Raw genomic sequence first — 11,787 nt, 5'->3', positions numbered from 1 at the left:
GGGGCGGGGGCATAGTCTGTGCTTCAATCCGCGCGCGGCGGGGCGGTACTGCGGCGGATCATGAGTTCGTGGGCGAGGTGCACGTCGCCCTGCTCGGGCTCGCCCTTCAGCATGTGGAGCAGCATGTCCATCGCGCGGTAGGCCATGTCCTGGACCGGCTGGCGGATCGTGGTGAGCGGCGGCCAGACGACGCGTGAGATATCGGAATCATCGAAGCCGACAACCGAGAGATCCTCCGGCACATGGAGCCCGCATTCACGAGCCGCGGTGATCGCGGCGGCGGCCATGTCGTCGTTCTGGGCGAGGATCGCGCTGGGCGGCGGATCGAGCGCGAGCAGGCGGCGCGCGGCGGCGAGGCCGGAATCGAAGGTGAACAGGCCGGCTTCGATGAGTTCGGGGTGGAGCGCGATCCCGGCCGTGGCGAGCGCCTGCATAGTGCCGACGAGGCGCGCGTCGGATGCGGCGTGGCTGGGATCGCCCTTGATCACGCCGATGCGGGTGTGGCCGAGCGTGACGAGATGCTCGGCCGCTTCCTGCGCAGCGGCAACATCGTCCATCGCGACCGAGGGCCCCTGGCCGAGCAGGCGCGTGGGCGAGATACGCGCGAAGGGAATGCCGCCGTCGCGCAGTTCGCGCATCAGGGCGGCGTTGTCCGAAGCGGGCGGGGCGAGCAGCACGGCATCGAGCGCGGCGGAGCGCAGCAGGGCGATGATCTCTTCCTCGCGTTCGGTGACCGATTCCACCGGCAGCACGACGAGGCGGAAGCGTTCGCCGTGGAGCCGCTCAAGCGCGCCTTTCTGGAGTTCGACGACGTAGGAGGGGCTCGGCTTTTCGTAGACGAGGCCGATGAGGTAGGAGCGGCTGCGGACAAGGCCTTGCGCCGCGACATTGGGGTGATAGCGCAGCGCGCGCATCGCCTCGCGAACGCGGGTCTTCACTGCTTCGGTGACATGGGGCTCGTTGTTGACGACGCGGCTGACCGTCTTGGCCGAAACTTCGGCCATGCGCGCAACGTCGACAATGGTGGCCCGCTTGGGTCTGGTCATGGAAGGTGCGGCCGCCTCGACTTGGGAACGTTACCCCGAGCTTACACCGGGGCGGCCGGAAAATGCTAGGCTTTCACCACGTCCTGATCGATCATGCCAAAAGGCGCGCGGCCTGCGGCGTCCACCGCGATCATCTTGACGGTATCGCCGAAGGCCATGAACGGCGTCTGCGGCGCGCCGTGGGCGATGATCTCGATCGCGCGGATCTCCGAGATGCAGCTCGAGCCGACTTCGGCATAGTTGGCGTTCGAGACGGTGCCCGAGCCGATTACCGTCCCGGCGACGAGATCGCGGGTAAGCGCGGCATGGGCGACGAGTTCGTGGAACCCGAAAGCCATCGCAGCGCCATTGGCGCGGCCGACTTGCTTGCCGTTCCAGTCGATGATGAGATCGAGGCCGACGCGCCCGTCGGCCCACGCATCGCCAAGTTCGTCGGGCGTGATCGCGAAGGGGGCCATCGAGCAGGCGGGCTTGGCCTGAACCCAGCCGAAGCCGGTCTTCATCTCGACGGGGGCGATGGCGCGCAGCGACCAGTCGTTGATCTGGACGATCAGGCGAATGTGCCCAAGTGCATCGACGGCGGACGTGCCCATCGGCACGGCATCGACGATCACGCCGAATTCGCCTTCGAAATCGATGCCGTGTTCCATCGCGGGGAAGGGCACGGGATCGGCGGGGCCGTAAAACCGGTCGGACAGGCCCTGGTACATCAGCGGGCGGTCCCCTTCATGGGGATCGTGCTTGAACGCGATCGCCATGAGATCGCCGTGGGTGGTGAAGGCCGAGCCATCGAGCCATTGCCAGGTGCGGGGGAGCGGGGCGGCGAAGTCCACGTCGTCCGTGGACACGCCTTCGCCGGCATCGAGGCGCGCAGCAGCTGCCTTGAGCGTGGCTTCGGTCGCGGGCCAGTCCGCCATCGCGGTGAGGAGATTGCCGCCGACGGGCAGCGCGCGGGTGCCGTCTGCCGAGACGAGCGCCAGCGCGCCATCGGGCGTGCCGTCGCGCAGGGTGGCTAGCCTCATGCCTTGAGGTCCGGTGCGAACTCGCCGTCGATCAGGACGAAGACGATGCGGCAGTTCTTGTCGGAACGGTTGGCCCAGCCATGGTTTGTGCCGCGCTGGATCACGATATCGCCGGGGTAGATTGTCGTCTCGCCCTCATCCATGATCAGCACGAGTTCGCCTTCGATGACGATACCGTAGTCGATGGTTTCGGTGCGGTGCATCAGCGCGTGGCGCGAACCTTCCTTGGCTGCGTTGGAAGCGTGGCCGGCGCCGACTTCGGCGAAGTGGGCGGCGGCTTCCTCCGGTGTCATGTTGCGGATGCCATCGCCTTCGGGCGGAATATCAAGCACGCGGATGCGGGTGCCGTTTTTCGGGGGCGCGAGGACGACGCCGGCTTCGGGCGGTTCGCCGGAAGCGGCGTCGATAAAGGCGGGGGTGGCCTGTGTGTTCCACACTTCGTGGAACAGCGGGCCAATCGCGCCGCCGACGCGCTGGACGCGGGAGGCTGCGCTGTCGTCCTGGATCACGGCGCGGCCGGACGTGTCGTGGCCGGTGACCACGCGGCGAACGGGTTTGAAGTCCATATAATCTCCCGCGATGATTACGCATCTGATTTACAGATGGATTTGATTTATTTCCAATAGATCATGCCGATGAACGGCGCGCGGGTCAATCCGCTGCGAGCTTGCGCTCGGTGCCGAAGAGCTTGGCCGGCAGGCGCGATACGGCGGTGACCGCGACCGCGAGGAGGACGGTGACCATGATCGCCCCGGGCACCACTCCGGCAAGCCGCGCCGCCGCATCGTTTCCGCCAACCGCGAAATAGGCCGTGCCGACAAGGGCGATGCCGAAGGCGCCGCCGAGCTGCTGCGCGGTGCGCATCGTGGCGCTGGCGGTGCCGGCATGGGTGCGCGGCACTTCGGAGACGACGATGGGACCAAGCGGGCCCGAGAGCGTGCCGAACCCGATGCCGGCCAGCGCCAACGCGGCGACCAGCAGAGTGCCGCCGGCCACATGGGCGTGGACCAGCGCCAGACTGCCGGCGATTCCCGCTGCCATCAGCACGCCGCCCGCCATCGGCAGCACGCGCCCGAGCCGTGGGAGCAGGCGCGGGACGAGAAGGCCCACCGCGACCATGACGCCGAGGCCGAAGGGGATGTGGATCAGCGCCGTCTGCAGCGGTGTAAGCGCAAGGCCTTGCTGCAGCGCGACGGCGAAGATCATCAGGAAACCGACCGAGCCGCTGTTGAACGCCATCGCGGCCGTCACCCCCCAGCGAAAGGTGGGGAGCGCGAAGAGCGAGGGTTCGATCATGGCGGGGAGGCCGGCGCTGCGCCGCGCCACGGAGCGCCGGGTGCCGAGGCCGACCGCGCCGGTGCCGATGATGAAGATCGCCGCTGCGGCCGCGGGGCTGAGGTTCTCATGCGCCTGGATCAGCGCGAAGAGGATGAGGCCGAAGCCGGCGGCGAAGAGTGCGGCGCCGGTAAGATCGATGGCCAGACCTTTGTGTTCCTCGCCGGTGCGCGGGAGCGTCACGCGGCCCATGGCGAGCGCGAAGAGGCCGACGGGGAGGTTGATCAGGAAGATCAGCCGCCAGCCGAGGCCGAACAGGTCAAGCTGGATGAGGAAGCCGCCCAGGATCGGGCCGATGATCGCGGCAAGGCCGATGATCATGCCGAAGAAGGCAAGACGGCGGACGCGTTCGAGCGGGGTGTAGAGCAGCTGGACGATGGCCATTGTCTGCGGCCCCATCATCGCCCCCGCCGCGCCTTGCAGGACCCTGGCGAGGACGAGCACGCCGGGCGTGGGGGCAAGGCCGCACAGCGCCGAGGCGGCGACAAAACCCGCGACGCCCGAGAGGAACAGGGTGCGGTGGCCGAATGTATCGCCCAGCCGTCCGCCGAGCAGCAGCAGCGAGCCGAGCGTGAGGAGGTAGCCCGCAACGATCCACTGCATGGCGGCCGAGGACGCGCCGAGGCCATCGCGGATGGCGGGCAGCGCGGTGTTGACGATGGTCGTGTCGGCGACTTCCAGCACGACGGCCGTGAGCACGGTGAAGAAGGCGAGCGCGCGCTGGCGATCATCCAGTTCGTGCGCCTGCTTGCTGGCGGTGGCGGCCTCTGTGGCGGTCATGATGGTGTTCGATGTCCCCGTGCGCCGCACAGAGCAGCACTGTGTGCCGGGCCGTTTGCCCGATCAAATTAAAATGTTGCTTCTATTATGACTGCTTGTCGCCTATGGTCAAGCGCAGCGCGCAGGATATCAAGGGAATGACAGCCCGCCTGCGGCGAAAAAACTGTTTGGAGAGATCACCTTGGCAAGCACACCGATGGCCGCAGGGAAGGCCGCGCCGCAGGCCGGTCTGGCGCAGGGCCTGACCGTCATCATCGCCGGGTTCCTGCCGATCCTGGCCATCGTCACGATGTTCCCCGCAATTCCGGCGATCATCGGGCACTTTGCGCCGACCGACCCGACCGCGCCGATGAAGGTGCCTTCGATGGTGACGGCGCCGGGGCTGACGATCGCGCTGGTGGCGCTGTTTGCCGGGCTGATGGTCGACCGCTTCGGACGGCGCACGCTGCTGCTGGTCGCGACGTTCTTCTATGGCCTGATCGGCGCGGCGCCGTTCTTTCTCGACAATCTGGACACGATCTATGCCTCGCGTCTGCTGCTGGGGCTGTGCGAAGCGGTGATCCTGACCACGGTCAACACGCTGATCGCCGACTACTGGCCCGACGAAGGCCGCCGCAAGTGGCTCGCGCTGCAGGGGCTCGTGGGCCCGGCGCTTTCTTCGGTGATGATCTTCTTTGCCGGCACGATGACGGCGTGGCGCTGGAACGGCATCTTCCTGCTCTACCTCCTCGCGGTGCCGATTTGGGCGGCGATGGTGCGCTGGATGTTCGAGCCTTCGAGCGATGCCACGGTGCGCATGATGCTGGGGATGGACGAGAAGGACAGCGAGGGCTTTCCCTGGGGCGCGATGCTGGGCATCGCCGGCCTGACGCTGTTTTCGTCGGCCATCTACTACGTCTTCATCGTCAATGGCGCGACCGTCTGGCAGGAACTGGGCGTTACCGATCCGCAGAGCATCGGCCAGATCACCGCGCTGCCGACGCTGTTCATCCTTGTCGGCGCGACGCTGTTCTGGTGGCTGGGCGCCAAGGGTCTGGGCTCGCCGACACTGATTGCCGTCTTCCTTGGCTTCCTCGGTGCGGGGCTTGCGGTGATGGGGCTGACGCATGACTGGAAGGGCATGATCGTGGGCATGGCGCTGCAGCAGACGGGCGCGGGCATGGCGATCCCGACGCTGATCGCCTGGGCGCAGAGCCAACTGCCGTTCCAGCACCGCGGGCGCGGTATGGGCATCTGGACGGCGACGTTCTTCTTCGGCCAGTTCTCCTCGCCGCTGCTGGTCTCGCTGCTGCGCGGCGCGGTAGGCACGATGCAGGGCGCGTTCCTTGTCGCGGGGATCATCAGCGCGGTGGGCGCGGCGCTGCTGCTGGTGGTGCTTTCGGGATCGAGCAGCAAGGCGGCTGCCTGACTACAGCGCACCCGACTTGAGCAGCGCGACGGCATGGGCGGCCGCGCGGGCGGTAAGGGCCATGTAGGTGAGCGACGGGTTCTGGCAGGCAGACGAGGCCATCTGCGCGCCGTCGGTGACGAAGAGGTTCGCCACGTCGTGCGCCTGGCTCCATTTGTTGAGCACCGAGGTGGCGGGATCATGGCCCATGCGCGCGCCGCCCATTTCGTGGATCGCGGTGCCGCCGGGGCCGGGCCGATCGAAGCCGAACATCACGTGGCCGCCGGCTTTGGTGAGCATCTCCGTCGCATCCGCCTTGGCCTGCGCGAGCGCGGCGTTTTCCTCTGCGCCGAACGCGAAATCGATGCGCAACTGGGGGATGCCGTTGCTGTCCACCCTTGTGCGATCAAGCGTGAGGCGGTTGGTGGCGCGCGGCACGCAATCGGCGAAGGCGACGAGGACCATGCGCCAGGGGCCGGGCTTCTCCAGACTGTTCTTGTAGTCCTTGCCGATGCCGGCGGCGCGCTTGCCCGCCGTCCATGTCGATTGGAGCGCGCCGCCCTGAAACGAGAAGCCGCGCGTGTGGCCGATGCCGTCCATCGTTTCCATGTTGCGATAGCGCGGGATGACGACGCCGGTGGGCCGATTGCCGAAGGTTGTCCATGCTTCGAAGCCGGGCATGATCGCGGCGGCGGACAGCGTGTTGGCATGGTCCATGATGTGGGTGCCAAGGACGCCGCTGCTGTTTGCGAGGCCATTTGGCATCGCCTCACTGGCGGAATTGAGCAGCAGGTGGACCGAGTTGAACGCGCCGGCGTTGAGGAAGACGAGGCGCGCGGTGGCTTGGTGTCGCGCCTTGGTCTTGCTGTCGACCCAGCGCACGCCGGTGATGCGGCGGGTGGCCGGATCGTAATCGACATGCTCGACGGCGGCATCGGTGACGAGCGTGAGGTTGCCGGTGGCCTGAGCTGCGGGCAGCGTGCTCGATTGCGTGGAGAAATAGGCGCCGTAGGAGCAGCCGCGCGCGCAGATCGAACGGCTCTGGCAGGGGCCGTGCCCTTCCTTTTCTGCCGTGAGGTTGGCGGTGCGGCCGATGGTGAGGCGGCGTTCGGGCCAGTTTGCCATGATCCGCTCACGCGCGGCCTGTTCGACGACGTTGAGCGCGAAAGGCGGGAGGAACCTGCCATCGGGCAGCTGGGGCAGGCCTTCCGCCGCGCCCGCAACGCCGATGAAGTCTTCCACCTTGTCGTACCACGGCGCGAGATCGGCGTAGCGGATCGGCCAGTCGGTGCCGTGGCCATCGCGCTTGTTGGCGCCGAAATCGTAGTCCGACCAGCGGTAGCACTGGCGGCCCCAGGTGAGCGAGCGACCGCCGAGCTGGTAGCTGCGGAACCACGTGAAGGCGGTGTCCGCACCCGTCTGGTACGGGTTCTGTGCATCGTTCACGAAGTGGCCTTGCGTGAACTCGGTGAAGTGGCGGTTGAGGCTCTGAACCGCGTATTCGCGGGCATAGAGATCGGCATCGCCTTCGCCCCTGAAGGGCATGTCCCACGGGGCCTTGAGCTCGGTCTCGTAATCGACCTGATGCTCGATCTTCCGGCCGCGTTCGAGGAGGAGGACCTTGAGGCCGGCCTCGGTGAGTTCCTTGGCCGCCCAGCCGCCGGTGATGCCGGAGCCGACGACGATGGCGTCAAAGTGAAGAGTCTCGTCCATCAGCCGAAGTCCACCGCTGTCCAGTCGCTTGAATAGGCGCGGGTTTCTGGCGTGACCGGCACCTTGGGATCGAACCGGCCGGGGACCAGCTCGTAATTGAGTTCCTTCGATCCGCCGATCTCGCTGGTGTAGTAGCCGGTGAGGATCAGGCCCTTGATCGCGCGCCAGGGGGCGGCGGCGGGTTCGCCTTTGTATGCAGCTGCATCGAGCGCCGCGAGCGCTTCATGGCGGCGGGCCGGGGGCAGGGCGAGCCACTTGGCACCGAGTCGCACCTCAAGCCATGCGGCGTGATCGAGGCTGCCATCGGGGCGCAGGTGAGGTGCGAATGACGGATCGGCGGCAGGCGGCTTGCGCGTGCCGGAAAGGCCATGGGCGAGCGCGACGAGGACGAAATCGCCTGCGCCGACCACGCCGGCACCGGGCGTGCCGGTGGTGGGGATGACGTGTTCGGCGACTTCGCGCATCAGCTTGCGGCGGCGGGGGGAGGGGGCGTCCCTCGGATCGAGCTTGCCCAGAACAGCCCCGCCACCGGCGACTGCGGCCTGCAGCGCGACGAGGGTGGCCGCGCCCAGGAAGGCGCGCCGGTTCCAGCCGCTCATTCCGCGATGCCCATCAGGCGGCGGTTGAGCGCGCGGTCTGCGCCGCTAGCGGCAAAATCGTCGAAGGCGTGTTCGGTGACCTTGATGATGTGCCTGTCGATGAAGGGGGCGCCTTCTGTGGCGCCGACTTCCGGGTGCTTGAGCGCGCATTCCCATTCGAGCACGGCCCAACCGGCAAAATCATTCGCGGCCATCTTGCTGAAGATCGCGCCGAAATCGATCTGCCCGTCGCCCAGCGAGCGGAAGCGGCCGGGGCGGTCGACCCAGCCCTGATAGCCGCCATAGACGCCGGAGCGGCCATTGGGGCGGAACTCGGCATCCTTCACGTGGAAGCACTTGATGCGCTCCTTGTAGATGTCGATGAACTGCAGGTAATCGAGGCACTGCAGCACGAAGTGGCTGGGATCGTAAAGGATATTGGCGCGCGGGTGGTTCCCCACAGCTTCGAGGAAGCGCTCGAAGGTGACGCCGTCGTGGAGGTCCTCGCCGGGGTGGATTTCGTAGGCGGCATCGACGCCGTTGTCCTCGAACACATCGAGGATCGGCTTCCAGCGTTTGGCGAGCTCGGCGAAGGCATCCTCGACGAGCCCTGCGGGGCGCGCGGGCCAAGGGTAGAAATAGGGCCACGCCAGCGCGCCGGAGAAGGTGGCGTGCGCGGCAAGGCCCAGGCGGCGGCTGGCGACGGCGGCATTCTTGACCTGGGTGACGGCCCATTCCTGCCGGGCAGCAGGGTTCCCATGCACCTCAGGCGGGGCGAAGCCATTGAACTGCGCGTCGAACGCGGGGTGGACGGCGACGAGCTGGCCTTGCAGGTGCGTCGAAAGCTCTGTGATGGCGAGGCCCTTGTCCGCGAGCATGCCCGTGATCTCGTCGCAATAGGTCTGGCTTTGCGCCGCGAGATCGAGGTTGAACAGGCGCGCGTCCCACGAAGGGATCTGGATGCCCTTGTAGCCGAGACCGGCGGCCCACTCAGCGATGCTTTCGAGGCTGTTGAACGGCGCGGCATCGCCCGCGAACTGGGCGAGGAAGATGCCGGGGCCTTTGATCGTCTTCATGGGTTCGGTTCCTCAGACGGAAAGCGAGGTCCAGCCAGCGCCAGCGGCACTGGCACGGACGGCGGTGTCGATGAAGGCCATCGAGCGCAGGCCTTCTGCCGCGCCGGGAAGGAGCGGGGCGCTGCCGCCGCGCAAGCGTTCGGCGAAATCGCGGTAGAGGTTGGCGAAGGCCTCGAGGTAGCCCTCAGGGTGGCCGCCGGGGGTGCGGGTGCGGCGCGCGGCGTCGGGGCCGAGGAGGCCAGTGCCCGCGCGGATGACTTCGCTGCGGCCATCGAGGTGGTGGAGGGTGAGCGTGTTGGGCTCTTCCTGCTTCCAGACGAGGCCGCCCTGCTCGCCATAGACGCGGATGCGCAGGCCATTGAGTTCGCCGACCTCGATCTGGCTGGCGAGGAGGACGCCGCGCGCTGCCCCAAAGCCGACATCTTCGAATCGCAGGAGGACGGTGCAATCATCGTCGAGCTGGCGGCCGGGGACGACCGCGCCGAGATCGGCGAGGAGTTCGGTGACCTTGAGGCCGGTGACGAATTCGGCGAGCTGGAAGGCGTGGACGCCGATATCGCCGATGCAGCCGCCAGCGCCGGCGCGGGACGGATCGACGCGCCATTCGGCCTGCTTGCCCTCTGCCGGGCCGGCAAGCCAGCCCTGCGGATACTCGACGACAACCTTGCGGACGGCGCCGAGGGCGCCGGCTGCGATGCGCGCGCGAGCTTCGCGCACAAGGGGGTAGCCCGAATAGGTGTAGGTGAGGGCGAAGGGGAGCCCGGCGGCTTCGACTGCTGCGGCCAGTTCGCGAGCTTCGGCGAGCGTTGCGGTCATCGGCTTGTCGCTGATGACGGGAAAACCGGCGGCGAGCGCGGCGCGCGCGGAGGGCAGGTGATCGTGATTGGGGGTGACGACAGCCACGAACTGCGCGCCGTCCGCGCGGACGCGTTCGGCGCTGAGCATTTCGGCGAGACTGCCATAGGCACGTGCCGGATCGAGACCATAGGCCATGCCCCCGGCACGGCTGCGCGCGGGATCGCCCGAAAATACCCCGGCGACCAGTTCGATTTCGCGGTCCATTTCCGCCGCGATACGGTGGACGGGGCCGATAAAGGCGCCCGGGCCGCCGCCGATCATGGCCATACGCAGCCGACTCAAGACTGTCTCTCCCCGTCTATTTGTAATGTATGTTCTAATTTGTTAGAGGCCCGGTTTCAAGCGCTTGATAGGACGCTGACAAGGAGAAAATGTCGATGGGGGACTTGGATCTGGACCGGCGTTCGCTCTTCGCGCTCTCGGGAGCCGCGCTTGCCAGCAGCGCGGTGCCGACACGCTCTGTCGCGGCCGTGCCGCAGTGGGGACGCGGCATCGAAGGGCAGCGCAAGGCCGATCTCGGCAATGGCACCTTCCGCAATCCTGTGCTGGCGGGCGATTATCCCGATCCTTCGATCCTCAAGGACGGAGAGGACTACTACCTCACCCATTCGAGCTTCGATGCGGCGCCCGGCCTCCTCATCTGGCATTCGCGCGATCTGGTGAACTGGGTGCCGGTTGGCCCCGCACTGACACATCCGGCAGCGATCGGTTTCGCGGTCGATCTGGTGAAGCATGTGGGGCGCTATTTCATATACATCCCGTTCATCCCCGCGCCGTGGTCTGACAAGGTGAAGGACGCGCCGCAGATCTGGGTGATCCATGCAGATAGCCTCACCGGGCCGTGGAGCGAACCCGTTGATCTTGGCATCCGGGGCTTGATCGATCCGGGGCATGTCGTGGGCGAGGACGGCAAGCGCTATCTGTTCCTGTCCGGCGGCATGCGCGTGCAGCTGGCGGACGACGGTCTTTCGGCGATCGGCCAGCCGGTTCACGCCTTTGATGGATGGCAATACCCGGACGACTGGGTAACCGAGGCCTAGGCGCTGGAGGGACCCAAACTTACGAGGCGCGGCGGGTGGTTCTACCTCGTGACCGCGGTGGGCGGCACGAGCGGACCGCCGACAGGGCATATGGTGACGGTGGCGCGTTCGCGCTCGGTCCACGGACCGTGGGAGCATTGCCCGCACAATCCGATCGTGCGCATGCAGGGTGCGGGCGAAGCGTGGTGGTCGCGCGGGCATGCCACGGCGGTCGAGGGGCCGGGCGGGCAGTGGTACTTCGTCTACCACGGCTATGAGAACGGCTACCGCACGCTGGGGCGGCAGACCTTGCTCGAGCCGTTCGTGTGGACGGCGGATGGCTGGCCGAGGGCGCTTGGCGGCGATCTTTCGCGCGCGCTGCCGATGCCCGGGGGCAGGTCCGGTGCGCCGCATGGGATGGCACGGTCGGATGCGTTCGCGTCGTCCTCGCTGGGGACGCGTTGGACCGCCTATGGCACCTCGCCCGAGGAAGCCGCGCGGATCGCCATGGGCGGCGGGACGCTGGTGCTGCCGGGCAAGGGCAGCGGGCCGGGCGATGGCAGTGTCCTCACCCAGATGGTGGGAGACCGCGCCTACGAGATCACGGTGACGGTTGAACTGGACGGTGAGGGCGAGGCGGGGCTGCTGCTGTTCTACAACCGGCGGCTGTTCCTCGGCATGGGAATCACCGGCGCCGGGCTGACGAGCTATCGCGGCGGGATGCCGATGTACTGGCGCGAGCCGGCGCCGGCCGCGCGCACCATGCAGCTCAGGATCGTCAATGACCTGCAGATCGTGACGTTCTTCTACAGCCTCGATGGCAAGACGTGGACGCGCCATGCCGTGCGCTCGGAAGTCTCGGGCTACAACGCCAACACGATGGACGACCTCGCCAGCCTCAGGCCCGCGCTTTACGCGGCGGGCAAGGGGCAGGGGGTGTTCACCGACTTCCGGTACCGCGCGCTGGGCTGAC

10 protein-coding genes and 1 pseudogene are annotated in these 11,787 nt (G+C 67.3%); 3 read left to right on the top strand and 8 right to left on the bottom strand.

The window, feature by feature from the left end; translation table 11 throughout:
* Positions 1-23 precede the first annotated feature (23 nt).
* From AQZ52_RS13455 to AQZ52_RS13440, 4 genes are all read right to left on the bottom strand, one after another.
* A complete protein-coding gene (locus AQZ52_RS13455; RefSeq protein ID WP_082697943.1) occupies positions 24-1,046 on the bottom strand; it encodes a LacI family DNA-binding transcriptional regulator in 1,023 nt (340 codons plus the stop codon).
* A gap of 65 nt (positions 1,047-1,111) precedes the next feature.
* Positions 1,112-2,068 carry a fumarylacetoacetate hydrolase family protein gene (locus tag AQZ52_RS13450; RefSeq protein WP_067911675.1) on the bottom strand — a complete coding sequence of 319 codons (957 nt, stop codon included), beginning with the start codon at positions 2,066-2,068 and terminating at the stop codon, positions 1,112-1,114.
* Positions 2,065-2,634, bottom strand: a complete 570-nt coding sequence (locus tag AQZ52_RS13445) for a cupin domain-containing protein (protein ID WP_067911672.1) — start codon at positions 2,632-2,634, stop codon at positions 2,065-2,067. The genes AQZ52_RS13450 and AQZ52_RS13445 overlap by 4 nt, the downstream gene beginning before the upstream one ends.
* 85 nt (positions 2,635-2,719) lie before the next feature.
* Positions 2,720-4,183: an MFS transporter gene (locus AQZ52_RS13440; protein WP_067912202.1), complete on the bottom strand. Its 1,464-nt coding sequence runs from the start codon at positions 4,181-4,183 to the stop codon at positions 2,720-2,722.
* Positions 4,184-4,364: 181 nt separating this feature from the next.
* On the opposite strand from AQZ52_RS13440, the gene AQZ52_RS13435 reads away from it, so the two are divergent.
* Positions 4,365-5,591 carry an MFS transporter gene (locus tag AQZ52_RS13435; RefSeq protein ID WP_240481631.1) on the top strand — a complete coding sequence of 409 codons (1,227 nt, stop codon included), beginning with the start codon at positions 4,365-4,367 and terminating at the stop codon, positions 5,589-5,591.
* Here the strand turns inward: AQZ52_RS13435 and AQZ52_RS13430 are convergent, their stop codons facing one another.
* The 4 genes from AQZ52_RS13430 to AQZ52_RS13415 are packed head-to-tail and all read right to left on the bottom strand — an operon-like array spanning position 5,592 to position 10,062.
* Positions 5,592-7,283 carry a GMC oxidoreductase gene (locus tag AQZ52_RS13430; RefSeq protein ID WP_067911666.1) on the bottom strand — a complete coding sequence of 564 codons (1,692 nt, stop codon included), beginning with the start codon at positions 7,281-7,283 and terminating at the stop codon, positions 5,592-5,594.
* On the bottom strand, positions 7,283-7,882 hold the full coding sequence (locus AQZ52_RS13425) for a gluconate 2-dehydrogenase subunit 3 family protein (RefSeq protein WP_067911664.1): 600 nt from the start codon (positions 7,880-7,882) through the stop codon (positions 7,283-7,285). The genes AQZ52_RS13430 and AQZ52_RS13425 overlap by 1 nt, the downstream gene beginning before the upstream one ends.
* The gene (locus tag AQZ52_RS13420) at positions 7,879-8,937 is read right to left on the bottom strand and encodes a sugar phosphate isomerase/epimerase family protein (RefSeq protein WP_067911661.1); all 1,059 of its coding nucleotides are present in this window, start codon (positions 8,935-8,937) and stop codon (positions 7,879-7,881) included. Before AQZ52_RS13420 ends, AQZ52_RS13425 begins: the two co-directional genes overlap by 4 nt.
* Positions 8,938-8,949: 12 nt before the next feature.
* Positions 8,950-10,062, bottom strand: a complete 1,113-nt coding sequence (locus AQZ52_RS13415) for a Gfo/Idh/MocA family protein (protein ID WP_067911658.1) — start codon at positions 10,060-10,062, stop codon at positions 8,950-8,952.
* Between the two features lie 104 nt (positions 10,063-10,166).
* On the opposite strand from AQZ52_RS13415, the pseudogene AQZ52_RS19255 reads away from it, so the two are divergent.
* Together AQZ52_RS19255 and AQZ52_RS19285 are read left to right on the top strand one after the other, a co-directional pair.
* Positions 10,167-11,102: pseudogene (locus AQZ52_RS19255) on the top strand (family 43 glycosylhydrolase); the annotation flags it as partial.
* A 96-nt stretch (positions 11,103-11,198) separates the two neighbouring features.
* Positions 11,199-11,786, top strand: a complete 588-nt coding sequence (locus AQZ52_RS19285; protein WP_420806450.1) for a beta-xylosidase family glycoside hydrolase — start codon at positions 11,199-11,201, stop codon at positions 11,784-11,786.
* The last annotated feature ends 1 nt before the right edge of the window (position 11,787 follow it).

This window comes from Novosphingobium fuchskuhlense, assembly GCF_001519075.1.
Classification (GTDB): domain Bacteria; phylum Pseudomonadota; class Alphaproteobacteria; order Sphingomonadales; family Sphingomonadaceae; genus Novosphingobium; species Novosphingobium fuchskuhlense.
The sequence above is the reverse complement of the archived record's forward strand: the minus strand, read 5'-3'. Positions and strand labels throughout refer to the sequence as shown.